Consider the following 18054-nt stretch of genomic DNA (forward strand, 5'->3'; position numbering starts at 1 on the left):
CATGCAGTTTATGCATAAGTACCGCACTGTAGTGTTGCTTTTCCTTTGTACCCTTTTGCTGTCAGGCTGTTGGGATCGCGAGGAAATCAATGATATTGCTTTTGTCATTGGAATTGCCATTGATAAGGAAAAGCAGGATTACAGGACAAGTCTGCAAATTGCTCTTCCGGGTCAATCCGGCGCAGCTGGAAGTGAAGGAGGGGGGGGAGGCACAAGTGGGGATAAATCGTGGTTCATGCTTTCCAATACAGCCAAAACCTTTCACGGTACCTCACTTGAGGCGCAAAAGGCCCTGTCTCGGAGAATTTATTATGCTCATCGCCGTACGTTGCTTATTGGGGAGGATCTGGCAAGAGAAGGCATTGCCCCCATGCTGGATCTATTGACAAGGTATCCGTTAAACCGTCTGTCTGCCATGCCTGTAGTTACCAGAGGAGAAGCATATAAGGTCCTGGATGCTGACGCACCGATTGAAAAATTCCCCTCCGAAATGGTTAGGGAGTTATGCTTCCTGAATATGCGGAATCCACGTTCACTTAAGCTTTTTATCGATTCCATACTTGCCGAGGGTATAGATCCCTTTCTCCCTGTTGCTTCTGTTACGAATAACGTACCGAAGGAGTGGAAGGATGTCAAAACGAACATTAAGTTGGATGGACTGGCCATTTTCAAAAAGGACAAGCTGGTAGGAATGATCGAAAAGGCTCCCGCGGATGCCCTTATTTTAGCCATGGGAGAAGCCAATACGCCAGAAGTACTGCTCAAAGCTCCACGCGGCGAAGGGAGCCTGTTCATCAAGCTTAATGAAAACAATTCATCTTATAGTCCACATATCCGCAATGGCAAGGTGAGCGTAACCATTCAGTTATACGCCAAGGGGGTTTTGGTTGATAACGAATCCAATTATGGGGATTTGCGAGAAGTTGAAATTCTAAGTCTTAACGAAGCCATTCATAAAAAAGTGAAGGATGACATTGAGGAAGGGGTCAGGTTGATCCAGAAAAAATATAATGCCGATATTTTGGGATTGGGCCGTTCCATTCGTCAGCAAATGCCGAAAGAATGGGACAAGATTAAGGACCGTTGGTATGACATATATCCCAATATGGAGGTTGTGGTAGAGCCCCATATTATTATCGAAAATGTAGGGATCACCAACAAGCCGATTGGACTGACGGAGGAGGAGATCATCCATGATTAAGCCGCTGATGTTTACTTACCTGGCTATGGTCATCGCAGTCATCGTTATGGACTTTAGGCACCTGAGGCAGGGAGCAGCGATTAACAGATGGTTATCCTATGGGTTGATTGCATGCAGCATCGGGATTTGGATTCATGTGACCCTTCTGAGCAAAACCTTCTTTATCACGATATGGCTTACGCACTGGATACAACGATTGTTACCGCTGCCGTAGATGTTTCGAAATATCCTAATCTTCAGTTAAACAGATAGAAAGGAGGTATGCGATGAATCAGGGGGTAACCAATCGTCAGCTGGTGCTGCTCGTGATGCTGCTCAGTATTACAGGCACTTTGATTCAGCCTCATGCACAGGCCATCTACCATGCCGAACAGCATGCCTATTTATCCTATATCCCTTTGTTTCTGGTGATGACGTGTTCAATGTGGATGCTAAATCGTGTTCAGCAGCGATTCTCCAATCAGGACTTGTTTGAGTCTCTCGTTGAGCGTCATCCTTTTATGGGACGTGTAATAGGGCTGCTGTATATCTTGTTTTTTCTCTTTGTATTTGCCCGCGATATCCGGTTAATAGGTGACTACGTAAGTATTACATTGCTGGAGACTACCCCGATTTCGATCATTGTGTTGTCCCTTTTGGTCATGGCTGTTTTTATTGTAAGGGGAGGTCTTGGATCATTAATTGGAATGTCCGAGTTGTATGTAACCTTGTTCATTCTGATTTCCTTAGTTGTGCCGTTTATGCTTGTTCAGCAAGTTGATCTTGCTAATCTGATGCCATATTTTTACATCGATGTTGCAGATGTTGGCAGAGGAAGCTGGTACCTATTCTCCTTTTTTGGAGAGATGATTGCATTGCCTTTTGTAGTTAAGGGCAGTGATTTTCGTTTCAAATCCGTCTTGTGGGGAATTACAATTTCAACCTTGTTGTTGATTCTGGTTTTGATCGAGACCATAACATCGATTGGTGTGCCCGTCGCGTCCAGATTGGTATACCCTTCCTATGAGCTTGCAAGGCAGCTGCAGATCAGTGATTTTCTCGACCGGTTTGATCTGGCATTGGCAGCAGCAACTCTACCTGCGATGATTACCAAGATTGCATTTGATCTGTACTTCATCTGCTGGGGACTGAAGCGGATGATTCCCAAGGTATCCGGAAAGATCATGACTGGACCTGTAGCACTGGTGGGGTTCGTGTGTGCGTTCTGGTTTTTCAAAAATGCAATTCAGCTGTTCCGCTTTACACGGGAATGGACATGGATCGCCATTCTGTTTGAGGTGTTGTTCCCCATTATTCTCTTTGTGTTTCTTCGTCCGCGCCGAGGGGAGCCCGCTGCTTCCCGCCAAGGAGATACGCAGCGGAAAACAGAACAAAAGCATCAGGATCAGGAGAAGAAAAACGATGAATCCGACAAAGAGGGCAAAACCAAACGAGATGATATGCAGGGAGGAGAGCTTCAGCCTTCCTGATCATTATCATAAAAAATCGTTATAGAAGAACAGGTCAAATGACGTGAAACGAGGTTTCCCTCCATGAAACTAGCCTGTATACTGTAGTCAGACGGATGAACGTTCGGCTGAACGAACTGGGGGGAAACAAGAATGGCTCAACATTTGGCGGGTATACGTGTAGCGCTGACGGGACCGCGTAAATCGAAGGAAATGGCATTACTGGTCGAGAAAATGGGTGGCATTCCACTCGTGCGGCCTGCACAGGGCACGGTATTTCTGGATGATCGGAATATACGGGATGGTCTCGTATCCCTGATCTCGGACCCACCGGACTGGGCAGTGCTGACGACAGGAATGGGGCTGGATGCCATTTTTGAAATGGCTGAAGATATGGACATCGCCGGACAACTGCTCGATGTTCTGTCCGAAGCTTCCATTGCGGCAAGAGGATACAAAACGGTCAATGCACTTCGCAAGCGCAAGCTCTCTCCACTGGTCCGGGATGATGATGGCAGTACGGACGGGCTGATCCGCGAATTTGCACCACATGACCTCGCAGGCAAAAAAGTCATGCTTCAACTTCACGGGGAGACTGCGCCGAAGCTGGTCGACTGGCTGGAAGAACAGGGTGCGAACGTAAGACAGGTTTTACCTTATCGCCATGTGCCGCCGGAAGAGGACGAACTGGAATTGCTTTTGAATGAGATTGTACAGCATGAGGTGGATGCCGTCACATTTACGAGTGGTCCCCAGGTACGTTTTTTGACAGCATATGCAGCTTCCCAGGGCAAGCTTGATCAGTTGCAGCAGGCTTTTCGTGAAGGTGTGATTCCGGCTTCTGTAGGCAAGGTGACGGCTAATGCCATGCGTGAAGAAGGCATTGAGGCACTTGTTGTTCCGGAGGAAGAAAAGATGGGAGCGCTCATCGTTGAACTGGGACGATTTATTGCTGCGACCCATGCAGATAAATCCTGAGAAGCAGAACCGGACATACGCCCTTTAAAGCATCAGGTAGGATCTTATGAGGGCTGCTTATATGGATAACTTAATTAAAGTTCTGATCCGTTATGGATCAGAACTTTTTCTTTTTAGTCTGAAAATAGAAGAATGGATAAGTATCATAAGCATGGACATTTTTTCCTGAGCGGTGTTATGATGAAACCACTATTATTCATGAAAACAAGCAAGGTGCTCTTGCGTGAAGCAAGAGGTAACAGGGAATCGGGTGCAAATCCCGAGCGGTCCCGCCACTGTAATGGGGAAGCCCTTTTCATCCAAGTCACTCGTATATTCGGGGAAGACAGAAAAGGAAGCTGATGATCCAGAGCCAGGAGACCTACCTTGCATTGTGTCACCGAACCCTTCGCGGAAAGGAGTGGTGTACGAAGAATCAGGAAACGGGCGAACAATCGGTTCGCCTGGCAGGCCTTTTTCGGCCATGCAGCCACAGGACCCTCCTCTGCAAGGGCCGTGGACTGTCTTCTTGAGTGTACGTACATGCGTATCCCATCCGTTATAAGGATGGGATTTTTTTGTTTTTTTTAAGAAGAAGGTTATGGAACCGGAAGTAATTGAACATGCCGCACAGGGAAATTTGGCCAAGCCTCCCTCTTCAATGTTTACAATCAGTCTGAATGAGGAGAGTGGATTATGCCATCAAGCCTAACTGCGGACTGGTGAAGTGATCATATAGAAGATTTTGACGTGCTAAGACACGGGACTGAGGATACGGAGGAGGAGAAGCAATGCAAGGTCAAGGGAAGCTGCTGATTATCGGATTTGGCCCGGGTGCGATGGAGCATATCACCACAAGGGCATTGGAAGCACTGCGGGAGAGCGAGGTCATCATCGGTTATAACACTTACGTTGATCTGATCAGGCCGCTCCTGGACGGTCAGGAGATTGTACGGACAGGCATGACCGAAGAGGTCAGCCGGGCGCAGGAAGCAGTCAGACAGGCGGAGATGGGTAAAATTGTGGCTGTAATCTCCAGTGGTGATGCCGGAGTGTACGGTATGGCCGGACTTGTGTATGAAGTGCTGATGGAGCAGGGCTGGAAGCCGGAGAGTGGTGTTGGCGTTGAGGTCATTCCGGGCGTATCCGCCATTCAATCCTGTGCCTCACTACTGGGTGCACCCGTGATGCATGATGCATGTACGATCAGTTTGAGTGACCACCTCACGCCATGGGACACGATTATTCGGCGAGTTGAAGCAGCTGCAGCGGCTGATTTTGTCATTGCTCTGTACAACCCTCGTAGTGGACGCCGCACACGCCAGATCGTCGAGACACAGGAGATGCTGCTTCGTTACCGTGATTCGCAGACACCGGTTGGGCTCGTAAAAAGTGCTTACCGTGAACGTCAGGATGTTGTGATGACCACGCTGGAAGACATGCTGAATCATGACATCGGCATGCTGACGACCGTGATCATTGGTAACTCCTCGACCATGATGTACGAAGGACTCATGGTCACACCGCGCGGGTATCAGCGGAAGTATACGCTGAATACCGCGGAACAGTCGCTCAGACCGCATGAGCGACTGCGCACGGAAGCCGAGCCATGGTCGCTCGGCGCCATGGAAGCCCGCTCTGCTGCCTCCGGCAAGGCAGCAGATTCGGGCCCGGTTCGCGCTGCGCAAGGCAGTGCGGACACGGCTTTGCAAGGGCAGCCGCGCGCAGACGCGCCTGCTGCCCAGCCTGCGGCAAGCCCGGCACGCAGCAGTGGCACCGCTGTGCTTGCCGCCGAGCGGCCCGCGGCGGTAGAACCCGCACCGCGTTCAGCCGCAGTGGAGCCGCGTGCAGATGCGGCTGAGCTGGCTGCCGAGGCACTGACGCGGCTCGCGGCAGGCGGCAAGCTCGCTGGCGGAGCAGCCAGTCGATGGCTGGATGCGGCTGCGCCGGGCTCGTTAGCCGGGACGCCGCAGCAGGTCACGGCAGCAGCGGTACGCACGACACCCGAGCCGGGACGCAAAGCGCCGCTGTTCGAGGTTGGCGTCTCGCCGGGCGTCGGCAATAAGAAGTTTACCGCAGCCCAGATGGCGCTGCTCGCGCAGTGTGCGAGTGAAGAAGGCGAGCTGGAGTACACGCCGGAACATCAGATTATTTTGCGAGTACCGACCTTTGAGCCGGATCAACTGGTAGAGGAGCTGCGCGCAGCGAACTTCATCGTGGTTCCGATCGGAGATGTCATCAAGGTGAAGGCTTGCGACTTCTGCAATATGGAGAAGGACGATGCTGTACCGATGGCCAATCATTTGCAGGCCATTATTGGCGGGATTAGCGCACCGAAAGAAACCAGTGTGGCCCTGAATGGCTGCGGCATGGCGTGTTACGGTGCCGTGCTGGAGGACATCGGAATTGTCTACCGCAAAGGCGGGTACGATCTCTTCCTTGGCGGCAAAAAGTTTGGACGAAATGCTCACCCTGCCCAGCCTGTAGCTGAGGGCATTCCAGGCGATCAGATCGGCGAGATTGTGGAACGGATCGTGGCGGAGTACAAGGAAAAGGGACATCCGAACGAGCGATTCCACAAATTTTTCAAACGTGTTGGGGTAATTCAGGGTTTCCGTCACGTAGATGCTCCCGTCACCGTGGAAGTAAACCCGGTATGTGGTGACTAGTAGTCATGTCATCGTCTGAGAAGCAATCGTTTTGACGACAGATGCCTATGTGATATTGGCGGTAGTTGAAATGCATTTTTTTCATATAGATCGAAATGATTGGGTAACGAAGTTGTCTTCCGATGAAGGCGCGTTCACCGAGCAAGCACAATAAAAAATGATGAGATGCCTGGTCTGTGGATCAGGCGGGGGAGGAAGGAATCAGAGATGAATGCCATTTTGTTGGTAGGACACGGCAGCCGTGATCCTGAGGGAAACCGGGAGTTGATGGAGTTTGCACGTGCAGTAGCGGAGAAAGCCCCGGAGAATACCGTAGTGGAGACCTGCTTTTTGGAGTTAACAAGACCAAGCATTGCCGAAGGGGTTACCGCTTGTGTGGATAAAGGGGCAACACGTGTCGTATTGGTGCCGATCATTCTGTTTGCTGCAGGCCATGCCAAAATTGATATACCTAATGCGATTGACCGGGCCAAGGCGCGTTATCCGCAGGTGGAATTTGTGTACGGACGTCCGATTGGCGTGCATGAGAAAGTGGTTCAAATTATGCAGACCCGTCTGCAGGAGGCTCAGCCTGTCCTTGTTGCAGCAGCTCATGGCGGCACAGCAGTAGCGGCTCCGCCTGCACCTGTCACGGATGAAGAGACAGCAGTGCTGGTGCTTGGCCGGGGAAGCAGTGACCCGGATGCCAATAGTGACTTTTTCAAAATGACCCGGATGCTGTGGGAGAAGCTGCCTTATAAATGGGCAGAAAGCAGCTTTATCGGCGTGACCCAGCCCTCATTCCCAGATGGATTGCAGCGCTGTTTGCTGCTTGGTGCGAAGAAGATTATCATTATGCCTTATTTCCTGTTCACCGGTGTGCTGATTAAACGCATTGATGAAATGACAGCAGAGTTTGCTGCTGCTCATCCCGACATTCAGGTCGAGATAGGCGGATATTTTGGATTCCATCCGCAATTGGTGGAACTGGTGTTGGAACGGGCGAATGAAGGCTTAAATGGACGGGTAGCGGCCAACTGTGACAACTGCCAATTCAGACTTGAGGCTGCCAAACATCATCACCATCACCATGATCACGATCAAGGACATGATCATGATCACGATCATGATCATCACCACGATCATCACCATCATGAGCACGGACATGATCACAGCCATGACCATCACGATCACAGCCATGACCATCACGATCACACACATGATCATAGTCATGACCACGATAACCATGAGCATGATCACCATGTTCATGACGATGAGTTTCAACATTCGCACCATGAACCTGAAGTTGCGTTAAGTGATCATGATGAAGAGGGGAATGGTAAAGAAAATACCTCGCCAGATCATGCTCAGATTGCTGCAGCATCGGAGCAGGTGAATCGCCCATGATCTTCATGTTATGTGGTACCAGTGATGCGCGCGAGCTTGCACTGCAGATTCAGCAGCAGGGGACGGACGTACTTACTTCGGTTGTAACTGACAGTGCGGCCAGTAGTCTAAACGAAGCGGGATTATCTGTTCGTACGGGCAGACTCACTGTGGAGGCCATGGTCGAACTTGTACGTGAGAAGGAAAGCCGTGCCATTGTGGATGCAAGTCATCCCTTCGCTGAGGAGGCCCACGCGAACGCGATGGAGGCAGCAAGACAGGCAGGAATTCCATATATCCGCTATGAGCGGACAGGACTGGCATATGATGACCATCCATTGCTTCATGTCGTGTCTTCCTATGATGAAGCAGCACTTAAAGCGAAAGAGCTTAAAGGTTCTGTCATGCTGACAACAGGCAGCAAGACGCTGCAAATGTTCACCAAGCACCTGCTCGGTGATCCGGATATTCGTCTTGTTGCCCGCATGCTTCCGCGCCTCGACAATATGGAGAAATGCGGAGAACTGGGTGTTGAACAGCGCAATATTATTGCGATGCAGGGACCCTTTTCCCGTGAAATGAACGAAGCGTTGTACAAGCATTATGCGACTACCGTTATGGTTACCAAGGAAAGCGGCAAGACCGGGGCTGTGGATGAGAAAATCCAATCTGCTCTGGAGCTTGGCATTCATGTCGTGCTGATTTCCCGTCCGGAGGCTGAATTCGGAACGGTGTTTGATCATTTTGAAGGCGTGCTCTCCGAGTTGAAGCGTGTATTGGTGCAGTAGAACACCCGAATAGTCCAAATTTGGATAAACCATTTTTGAATCACATTACATTGAAGGAGTGAGTGCAAATGGATTTCAAAACGGAATTTAAACCTCTGACCGTACAGCCTCAGGAAATTGAGGGGAAAAGCTTCGAGATGATTACCGAGGAGCTGGGAGAGCATCCCTTTACGGATGAGCAATACCCTGTTGTACAACGTGTGATTCATGCCTCGGCTGACTTCGAACTGGGCCGCAGCATGGTGTTCCATCCGGATGCCATTCAAGCTGGAATTGCAGCGCTTCGTGCCGGCCAATCCGTCATTGCCGATGTGCAGATGATCCAGGCTGGCGTCAGCAAGGATCGTATTCGCAGTCTCGGCGGCGACGTTCACGTCCACATTTCCGATCCGGATGTGATGGAGGAGGCAAAGCGGTTGAATACAACCCGGGCGATCATCTCAACTCGCAAAGCGACCCAAATGTACGAAGGTGGAATTTATGCGATCGGTAACGCACCAACAGCATTGCTGGAGCTGATTCGTCTGGTGAAGGAAGGAGAGGCCAAGCCAGGTCTGATCATCGGAATGCCTGTTGGATTCGTATCCGCAGCAGAATCCAAAGACGAGCTGCGCAAGCTGGACATCCCGTTTATCACGAATATCGGCCGCAAAGGCGGCAGTACCATCGTGGTAGCAGCCCTGAACGCCATTTCCCTGATGGCAATGAAGGCCTAGTTAAGTAAACGACCACAGGTTATTGGAGAGCGTTAACAAACCCTATAGATCTTATATCAAGGATGTTCATCCATTTCATATTCTAACGAACCGGAGTAACGCTATTCCGGTAAAAAACGCTAAAAAGTGTTGGGAACATCGTCTTTTTAATGAAATAACGTCGCTATGATTCGTTACTATTTTTGTTTGCGCATTTTGGCACCAATAGCGACTCCTAGGTTCGTTACATTCCATGCCATCTCCTAGTGGCATGGAATGTTCAGTTACCTAAAACGACCGCAGGTCGTTGTTTAGAGTATACCAATGTGATTACACGATAACGAAGAGGGCAGAAAAATCTGAAGAAGCGAAGCGTTCGCCTTTGTCTCCGGATTTCTCCCTTTTCAAAAGGGAATCAAAGAACATCTGGAGACAACAGCGATTTGAAGGTTTTCTGCCAGCGTAGTGGCTAGTGTAATCATCACTTTTACGATAAGAAAGGACGGGAGGTCAAATACCATGAAAAGCGGAGAAAAACCCGATCCGGACAAACCGATGCGTTCCGGCTTCACCACAGGGGCGTGTGCAACGGCAGTTGCCAAAGGGGCAACCCAACTCCTGCTAACAGGGATAACTCCGGCGCAGTCTGTTGTGTCGCTGCCCGCAGGCTTTGACCACTCGTTCGAACTGATTGAGCAGGAACTAACGGATGGCGTAGCCACCTGTGCAACGATTAAGGATGCCGGAGATGACCCGGACGCCACACATCTGGCGAAGATCATCGCGCATGTGTCCTGGCGGGACGAGCCTGGCATTGACCTGGATGGGGGAATTGGCGTAGGCCGCGTCACGAAGCCTGGTCTGCCTGTGCCGGTCGGCGAAGCGGCCATTAATCCCGTCCCGCGGCGCATGATTACCGAGGCCGTCACCCAGGTGCTTGCCGAACACGGCACAGCCAGAGGGGTGCGGGTCGTGATCAGCGTGCCGGAAGGCGAAGAGATCGCCAAGAAGACACTAAATTCCCGGCTCGGTATTCTGGGAGGTATCTCCATTTTGGGCACCCGGGGCGTGGTTGTTCCGTTCTCGACATCTGCTTATAGAGCCAGTGTGGTACAAGCTATTTCCGTTGCTCAGGCATCCGGCTGTGACCACATTGTGCTGACGACAGGCGGCAGCAGCGAGAAATACGCTATGAAGATGATGCCTGAACTGCCAGAGGAAGCTTTTATCCAGATGGGTGACTTTGTCGGCTTCGCCATCAAGCATGGTAAGCGACTGGGCATGAAACGCATCAGTCTGGTCGGTATGCCGGGCAAATTTGCCAAAGTGGCTCAAGGTGTCATGATGGTGCACTCCAAGAGTGCGCCGGTGGATTTTGGATTTCTTGCGTCCGTGGCCCGCGAGACCGGAGCCGGAGATGAGCTGGCGCAAGCGATCGAGGAAGCCAACACGGCGACTCAGGTGGCGGACATGATGACCGAGGCCGGGTACTTGCCCTATTTTGAAAAGCTGTGTACATATGCCTGTCAGCACTGTCTGGAGCATGCGGGAGGCGGCATAACGGTGGAAGTGGTATTGGTGACGATGAAAGGAATGGAACTGGGGAGGGCGGAAATCAGTGAACTCGAAGACAGCAACTGGAGCAAAGAATCGTAAAATCCGCATTATTGGCGTGGGTGAAGAAGGCGCGGCAGGATTGACAACGGATAGCCTGAATCTCATTCAGGCGGCAGATGTACTTGTGGGCGGCGAGCGTCAGCTCCACTATTTCCCGGCATTTGCAGGTGAGAAGTTAGCGATCAAGAGCGGTTTAAGCGATCTGGTTGTGAAAATAAAAGCGTTGCAGTCCACACATAACGTCGTTGTGCTTGCCTCGGGAGACCCGCTGTTCTACGGCATTGCCGGGTATCTGGCGCGCAAATTAGGCCCGGATCAGCTGGAGATCCGGCCTAATCTCAGTTCGCTGCAACTGGCATTTGCCCAGCTTGGCGAGAGCTGGCACGATGCCGTGCTCGAGAGCGTGCACGGACGCCCGCTCAAAGGCCTCGCACAGCGCATCGATGGCAAAGCCAAAATTGCGCTGCTCACGGACGAGCATAACAGCCCCGCTGCGATCGGGGCCTATCTGCAACAGTTCGGCATGACCGAGTATGATGCCTACGTTGCCGAGAACCTCGGCGGGGCAGATGAGCGTGCCCGCCATTACACCCTGGACGAGCTGGCGGCAGCCGAATGCAGTCCGCTGAACGTCGTTATTTTGCTGCGCCGCAAGGATGCACCTGCGCCGCGGCGGGGATTCGGTTTTGCGGACGATGAATTCCATCAACGCAAACCGGAGAAAGGCCTGATCACCAAACGTGAAGTGCGCGCATTCAGCCTGTCTGAGCTGCGGCTCGCGGAGGACAGCATCGTGTGGGACATCGGCGCAGGCTCCGGTTCGGTGGCAGTGGAATGCACGCGGCTGGCGCCACGAGGCCAGGTATTCGCCATCGAGAAGAACGAAGGTGACCTCGTGAACATCGAGGCCAACCGGGTGAAATTCCGGACAGACTTCACCGTCCTTCATGCCAAAGCACCAGCAGGGCTGGACGAACTGCCCGATCCGGATGCGGTGTTCATTGGGGGCAGCGGCGGCGAGCTCGGCCAGCTGATCGCCTTGTGTGCGTCCCGGCTCCGCCCGGAGGGACGCATTGTGGTGAATGCAGCCACGATCGAGACGCTGCATGACAGCATGAAGGCCATGCGCGAAGCGGGCCTGATTGCCTCCGTGACGTTACTCCAGACGGCGCGCAGCAAGCCGATCCTGAACATGACCCGTTTTGACGGATTGAACCCGATTTACGTAATTACAGGACAGCATGCATCGACAGATGATGCGGAAGCTGGAACGGCTGAATGACCTTTCAAGGACAGGACAAGGGGGGAAACAACATGAGTACGGCAGCAGTAGGTACGCTGTATGGCGTGGGCGTTGGGCCGGGAGACCCGGAGCTGATTACGGTCAAGGCATACCGGATGATCCGGGAATGTCAGGTCGTCGCTTACCCGAAGAAGCGCAAAGGCGGTAAATCGTATGCCCACGAGATCGTGGAACTATACGTGAACCCGGAAGAGAAAGAGATGCTCGGCCTGATCTTCCCAATGACCAAGGACCCGGTGGTGCTTGAACGCGAGTGGGGCAAGACCGTGGAAGCGTGCTGGGCTGCACTGAAGGAAGGGAAGGATGTCGCTTTTGTTACAGAAGGTGATCCGAACCTGTACAGCACATTTATTCATCTCGCAAGGCTGATGCGGGAGCTGCATCCTGAAGTGCCAATTGCTTCGATACCAGGAATCTCATCTGTACTGGGTGCAGCAGCAGCGCTGGATATCCATCTGGCAGACGGAGACGAACAAGTAGGCATTATTCCGGCAACATCGGATAAGGAAGCGATGCGGCAGGCGATCGAGCATCACGATACGATTGTATTTATCAAGGTGGCGAAGGTGCTTGACGCGATGCTGGAACTGCTGGACGAAATGGGACTCGGCGGCAAGGCTTCGGTTGTGACCAAAGTCACTTCTCCATATGAACTGGTCTGGCGCGATGCCCGTGAACTGAAAGGGCAGGAGCTGGAATATCTGAGCCTGATGGTGGTGAGCAAATGAAGACATTGGAACCGAAAGTCTATATCGTTGGCGCAGGCCCGGGCGACCCGGAACTGATTACAGTAAAAGGATCGAACATTTTAAGAAGCGCAGATCTAGTCCTGTATACCGATTCCCTGGTGAATGATGAACTGATTGCCACCGCGAAGCCTGAGGCGGAAGTGCTGCAAAGCTCGGGTATGGACCTGGAGCACCAAGTAGAGCTGATGTGTGAAGCCATTCGTGCAGGCCGCAGTGTGGCTCGGGTGCATACCGGCGACCCGGCGATGTACGGCGCGATTTTGGAGCAAATGGTGCTGCTAAAACAGCAGGGTGTGGAATATGAGATCATTCCGGGTGTGAGTTCGGTCTTTGCTTCGGCAGCTGCATTGGGGGCGGAATTAACCGTACCGGAACTAACGCAGACGGTGATTCTTACACGTGCAGAAGGGCGTACGCCTGTGCCTGAGCGGGAGAAACTGCGTGATCTGGCATCCCATCACTGTACGGTGGCGCTCTTCCTGAGTGCGACGCTGGCGAAAAAAGTCGTGGTTGAATTCCTCGCCGCAGGCTGGAGCGAAGATACACCGGTGGCAGTGGTACAGCGAGCGACATGGCCTGATCAGAAAATTGTACGGACCACCCTTGCCAACCTGGCAGCGGATCTGCGTGCCGCAGGCATTACAATGCATGCGATGATTCTGGCCGGTTGGGCGCTGGACCCCGATCTGGTAAACCGGGATGCTCACCGTTCCAAGCTGTACGATAAATCCTTCACCCATGGTTATCGCAAAGGAGTGAAGTCTGGTGAGTAATCCGTTTGCAGCCGTTGCCATTACAAAACACGGGGTGGAGATGGTGCGCAATCTGGCTGGACAGTTTCAGGGCACGGACGTATTTTATATGAGCAAGTTTGCCCGAGGAGACGAAGAGCAGCTGGGTTATCAGCTGTTTGAAGGCTCGGTGAAGCTGATTTTGCCTGATTTGTTCAAGCGCTATCATGGCATCATCCTCTTTATCTCTCTAGGTGCGGTCGTGCGGATGATCGCTCCACTGCTCGTGGACAAAAAAGTCGATCCCGCCGTGTTGGTCATCGATGACCGCGGCGAGAACGTCATCAGCGTACTATCCGGCCATCTCGGCGGCGCAAATGAACTGACTCGTCAGGTCGCGGAAGTACTCGGCGCACATGCGGTAATCACGACGGCTTCAGACGTCCAGGGAACGATTCCGGTAGACATGTTCGGCCGGGAACTGGGCTGGATCGTGGACAGCTTCGACAAGGCAACACCTGTCAGCGCGGCTGTTGTGAACGAGGAGCCTGTTGCCCTGATTCAGGAGACAGGGGAGCGGAACTGGTGGCGATATAACAAACCCGTACCCGATCATATCCGTGTCTTCAGCAGCATGGAGGAAACCGAATCGTTCACGTTTAATGCAGCTCTGGTGGTCAGCGACCGCCTGCTTACAGAAGATGAACAAACGCGATTCCTTACGAACGGGGTTCTGTACCGTCCGAAAAGCCTTGTACTGGGCATGGGCTGCAATCGCGGCACATCCGTGGAGGAACTGGAGCAGGAAGTACTCGCGACATTGGAAGAGTTGTCCCTTTCGGTGAAGAGTGTGCGCAACGTAGCGACGATTGACCTGAAAAAAGACGAAGAAGGCCTGCTGGCTCTGTGTGCCAAGTACGGCTGGGAATTGGTGACGTACTCGCCGGCCGAGCTGAATACGGTTAAGCTTCCGAATCCGTCCGAGACGGTGTTTAAATATACCGGAGCTTACGGTGTAAGCGAGCCTGCGGCATTACTCTCTTCCGGAGCCAATCACTGGCTGCTGGAGAAGAAAAAGAGCGGCAACCTGACGATTTCCGTAACGAGAATTCCGTTCGACTAAATATATTTCGCTTCAATAATATGAAGCTGCATGTATCGTGTAACCGCATCGTTTCTTGGTGCGGTTTTGTTATATTGAAGAAAAGGTGGATCTGAAGATGACCAATTCCAATAAAAATGCCAGACCTCGGCTGATTATCGCTGGGACCGGCAGCGGTGCCGGAAAAACAACGGTGACCCTCGGCCTGATGAAAGCACTCGCCCAGCGTGGAATGCGTGTGCAGGGCTTCAAATGCGGCCCGGATTACATTGACCCTACCTATCATACTGCCGTCACTGGCAGAGCATCTCGCAATCTGGATGCATGGATGACATCTCCCGAGTATGTCCGGTATACATTTGCCAAGGCTTCGGCGGGACAGGATATTTCCATCATAGAAGGCGTCATGGGATTGTACGATGGCAAAGACCCACTCAGCAATACAGGTTCTACAGCGGAGATTGCCCTCGTAACTCAAACCCCGGTGATCCTGGTTGTCGATGTTCGCAGCATGGCTCGCAGTGCGGCTGCGATTGTGCTTGGTTTTCAACAGCTGGAGCCTGAATTGAACATTGCAGGCGTCATCGTCAATCGCTGCGGAAGTGCGGGTCACTACAGTATCGTCAAGAAAGCCATTGAGCAAATGTGCGGCATTCCCGTTGTAGGCTGGCTGAAGCGGGATGAAGACATGTCCATTCCGGAGAGACATCTGGGGCTGGTTCCTGCCATTGAGCGCGGCGAACTTGAACCGTTATTTCAACGGGCTGCGGACGTGCTGCTGGAAGGAACCGATCTGGACATGATTGTGGAGCTTGCAGCGAGTGCTCCGCCTTTGGAGGGAAACACGTCAGAATACATTGATATCGCGGTGGAAAATCCTGTTTCCAGACCATACGATAGGAAGCCCGATGTCCGCAAGGATGTCGGTTCTGGATCAGCAGGAGAAGAGGAAACGATCGTCAATATGCGCCCTGTCATTGCTGTTGCACGGGATGCTGCATTTAATTTTTACTATCCGGACAATCTGGAATTGCTTGAAGCTGCGGGTGCTAAGCTTGCCTATTTCAGTCCGCTTGCTGGTGAGGGCATTCCATCGGATGCGGATGGCATTTATCTTGGCGGGGGCTTCCCGGAGGAGTTTGCAGCTGTCATTGCAGAGAACGAGTTATTCTTAAGTGGGCTGCGTCAGGCTGTGCGCAGTGATATGCCTCTGTTTGCAGAGTGTGGCGGATACATGGTGCTTGCCGAGACGCTGACTGACAGGCAGGGTGTAACCCACAGCATGGCGGGTATTATTCCCGCACAGGTGCAGATGCAAGTGAAGCGAGCGGCACTCGGGTATCGGGAGGCAAGCGCAGTTCAGGACTCTTTTTTACTGAAAAAAGGAGAAGTGCTTCGGGGTCATGAGTTCCACTATTCGACAATGACCTATCGGAAGGAAGACACCATTCCTTATGCGTATGAGACCAAGGGATTACGAGGCCTGAAGCAGGAGGGGTATGCCTCAGGTCATATCGTTGCCGGGTATACGCATGTCCATCTGGGTTCGTATCCTGATGCAGCACGGAGATGGGTAGAGCATTGTTTGACGTACCGATTAGGAAAAAGAGGCCAGTAACGAGGATGGAATCCGGTTATAAGTTAGAAAAATGAGGTGGTAACTCCTGAGCAAGTCTCATGAGACTTTGGTCGTGAAGTTGAGCTTTCCCGTATACAATTAAAGGTTTTTGCCTGACCATGTGGAATGAATTATAAGATAGAGTAGCCTGACGAAGGAGGGATAGTAAGATGAAAACCGTATGTGTAACCGGGGCAGCCCGGGGACTTGGACTCGCTTTGACGGCACAAATGCTGAAGAGAGGTTATATTGTTTATGCAGCAGGTCTCGATGTGGAAGAATCCGAAGGGATTCGTCTGCTTACGCAAGCTTATCCGGAGCATCTCCGAGTCATCGAGCTGGATATTTCCGACGATCTCTCGGTTGCCCTTTTTACCGAAACGCTCAAACTGGATACAGAACATCTGGATATGCTGATCAATAATGCGGCTATACTAGGGAATATTACGGACCACGTCCGTGGACCGTTAAATTTTGCAGAGATGGCGGAGGTATTCAACGTGAATACCCTGGGTTCGCTGCGTGTAACTCATGCACTGCTGCCCCTCCTTCTTCAGGGAGCAGGCAAGCTGATTGTGGACATCTCTTCGGAGGCAGGCAGTATTGAGCAATGCAGCAGGCATGGCTGGTTTGCCTACTGCATGTCCAAATCTGCGCTGAACATGCAGGCCCGTCTTGTGCATAACGGTCTGAAGGATGAAGGTGGACAAGTCATGCTGATTCATCCCGGGTGGGTGCAGAGCTATATGAGCGGGGAACTGAATACCGCCGCAGACCTCACGCCAGAACAATCGGCACAGCATATCGCAGCGCTCATCGACCGTCATAAGGAGTTTATGGGTGATCAGCCTGCGTATGTAGACTACAAGGGGGACGAGCTTCCCTGGTAATATTCGTTTATAAATTGAGTCTGATTTCACACTATAACGGAGAGCGAAGAACCAATCTGGAGAAACGAAGTGCTCGGTTTATCCCCGGATTTTCCCATTTATAAAAGGATTCAAAAAATCTGGAGATAACAGCGATCGTAAGATGGTTCTGCAATCGGAGTGAACTGTGTAGAAACTTTTCTCATTTTATATAGGTTTAACTTGAAAGGAGTTTTTATTAATGGACCATCGTAAAAAGGCATTGTTACTCGGCGATTATACACATCCAGACTGGCATCCGCTGCAGGATGTTGACGCAGAGATCAGCCGTATTTTTCATGATAGCATGACCGTGCAGTGCAGCGAGAATCGCAACATGTTGCTGCAGGAAAATATATCCGGATTTGATGTGTGTATCTCCTACATGGACGATTGGAAAGGAAAAGTCTCTCCTCAGCAGACAGCCGGACTGCTGTCCTACGTCAGTAACGGAGGTGGACTGGTCATTCTACATAACGGGATTTCGCTTCAAAATCGTTATGAGCTCAAGCAGATGATTGGTGCCAAGTTTCTGCACCATCCACCGTATGCACCGCTGGAGTTTACCGTAACAGAACATAAACATCCCGTGACCGAAGGAATCACTGGATTCACGATGGAAGAGGAGCCCTATCTGTTCGAGTTCGGATCATTTGCGGAAACGACCGTTCTGCTTGAATACCAAACTGAGGATGGACCTAAGCCGGCAGCTTGGGCGCATACCTATGGGCTGGGCCGGATCGTTTACCTTATGCCAGGACATCATGTGCCTTCTTTTGCAAACGAATCCTATCGCCAGCTGATTTTGCAGGCAGGCAAATGGGCCGCACGTTACGTGTAATCTGACCGTTTCTTTGAGGTGCAGTCCATAAAGAGTATAATATAGAGATCAACGAAGAGGAG

The 18054-nt window shown here is 51.8% G+C and carries 16 protein-coding genes and 1 riboswitch; all 16 genes read left to right on the top strand.

The features are described 5' to 3' along the window. Position 1: 1 nt before the first annotated feature. The 16 genes from AAIH57_RS21735 (at position 2) to AAIH57_RS21810 (ending at position 17992) form a co-directional block, all read left to right on the top strand. Positions 2 to 1201, top strand: a complete 1200-nt coding sequence (locus AAIH57_RS21735) for a Ger(x)C family spore germination protein (protein WP_175396758.1) — start codon at positions 2 to 4, stop codon at positions 1199 to 1201. Continuing rightward, positions 1194 to 1415 carry a hypothetical protein gene (locus tag AAIH57_RS21740; protein WP_430022947.1) on the top strand — a complete coding sequence of 74 codons (222 nt, stop codon included), beginning with the start codon at positions 1194 to 1196 and terminating at the stop codon, positions 1413 to 1415. Before AAIH57_RS21735 ends, AAIH57_RS21740 begins: the two co-directional genes overlap by 8 nt. A 52-nt stretch (positions 1416 to 1467) precedes the next feature. Next, entirely contained in the window at positions 1468 to 2670 is a 1203-nt protein-coding gene (locus AAIH57_RS21745; protein ID WP_175396756.1) for a GerAB/ArcD/ProY family transporter, read from the top strand. Positions 2671 to 2802: 132 nt separating this feature from the next. Continuing rightward, positions 2803 to 3627 (top strand): uroporphyrinogen-III synthase, encoded by an 825-nt coding sequence (locus AAIH57_RS21750; protein ID WP_430022948.1) that lies wholly within the window; start codon positions 2803 to 2805, stop codon positions 3625 to 3627. Between the two features lie 194 nt (positions 3628 to 3821). Next, positions 3822 to 4010: riboswitch (cobalamin riboswitch) on the top strand. A 387-nt stretch (positions 4011 to 4397) separates the two neighbouring features. Further along, on the top strand, positions 4398 to 6275 hold the full coding sequence (gene cobJ / locus AAIH57_RS21755; RefSeq protein ID WP_430022949.1) for a precorrin-3B C(17)-methyltransferase: 1878 nt from the start codon (positions 4398 to 4400) through the stop codon (positions 6273 to 6275). A 207-nt stretch (positions 6276 to 6482) separates the two neighbouring features. Continuing rightward, a complete protein-coding gene (locus tag AAIH57_RS21760) occupies positions 6483 to 7661 on the top strand; it encodes a sirohydrochlorin chelatase (RefSeq protein ID WP_430022950.1) in 1179 nt (392 codons plus the stop codon). After that, complete coding sequence (gene cobK, locus AAIH57_RS21765; RefSeq protein ID WP_175396752.1) at positions 7658 to 8428, top strand: precorrin-6A reductase; 771 nt, start codon at positions 7658 to 7660, stop codon at positions 8426 to 8428. The genes AAIH57_RS21760 and cobK overlap by 4 nt, the downstream gene beginning before the upstream one ends. A 68-nt stretch (positions 8429 to 8496) precedes the next feature. Continuing rightward, entirely contained in the window at positions 8497 to 9144 is a 648-nt protein-coding gene (locus tag AAIH57_RS21770) for a precorrin-8X methylmutase (RefSeq protein WP_430022951.1), read from the top strand. 498 nt (positions 9145 to 9642) lie between these two features. Further along, positions 9643 to 10779 (top strand): cobalt-precorrin-5B (C(1))-methyltransferase, encoded by a 1137-nt coding sequence (locus AAIH57_RS21775; protein WP_175396750.1) that lies wholly within the window; start codon positions 9643 to 9645, stop codon positions 10777 to 10779. Continuing rightward, a complete protein-coding gene (cbiE, locus tag AAIH57_RS21780; protein WP_430022952.1) occupies positions 10742 to 12022 on the top strand; it encodes a precorrin-6y C5,15-methyltransferase (decarboxylating) subunit CbiE in 1281 nt (426 codons plus the stop codon). Before AAIH57_RS21775 ends, cbiE begins: the two co-directional genes overlap by 38 nt. A 32-nt stretch (positions 12023 to 12054) precedes the next feature. Next, complete coding sequence (gene cobI / locus AAIH57_RS21785) at positions 12055 to 12771, top strand: precorrin-2 C(20)-methyltransferase (RefSeq protein WP_430022953.1); 717 nt, start codon at positions 12055 to 12057, stop codon at positions 12769 to 12771. Further along, the gene (cobM, locus tag AAIH57_RS21790) at positions 12768 to 13565 is read left to right on the top strand and encodes a precorrin-4 C(11)-methyltransferase (RefSeq protein WP_430022955.1); all 798 of its coding nucleotides are present in this window, start codon (positions 12768 to 12770) and stop codon (positions 13563 to 13565) included. The genes cobI and cobM overlap by 4 nt, the downstream gene beginning before the upstream one ends. Then, positions 13558 to 14646 carry a cobalt-precorrin 5A hydrolase gene (locus tag AAIH57_RS21795; protein ID WP_430022957.1) on the top strand — a complete coding sequence of 363 codons (1089 nt, stop codon included), beginning with the start codon at positions 13558 to 13560 and terminating at the stop codon, positions 14644 to 14646. The genes cobM and AAIH57_RS21795 overlap by 8 nt, the downstream gene beginning before the upstream one ends. Before the next feature lie 97 nt (positions 14647 to 14743). Further along, positions 14744 to 16243: a cobyrinate a,c-diamide synthase gene (locus AAIH57_RS21800; RefSeq protein WP_430022959.1), complete on the top strand. Its 1500-nt coding sequence runs from the start codon at positions 14744 to 14746 to the stop codon at positions 16241 to 16243. Between the two features lie 170 nt (positions 16244 to 16413). Then, on the top strand, positions 16414 to 17133 hold the full coding sequence (locus AAIH57_RS21805) for an SDR family oxidoreductase (protein WP_175396744.1): 720 nt from the start codon (positions 16414 to 16416) through the stop codon (positions 17131 to 17133). A gap of 220 nt (positions 17134 to 17353) precedes the next feature. Further along, positions 17354 to 17992, top strand: coding sequence for a ThuA domain-containing protein (locus AAIH57_RS21810; RefSeq protein ID WP_175396743.1), 639 nt, complete (start codon positions 17354 to 17356; stop codon positions 17990 to 17992). Positions 17993 to 18054: the final 62 nt, after the last annotated feature.

It is taken from the genome of Paenibacillus sp. MABNR03 (assembly GCF_050455445.1).
Taxonomy (GTDB): Bacteria; Bacillota; Bacilli; order Paenibacillales; family Paenibacillaceae; genus Paenibacillus; species Paenibacillus xylanilyticus.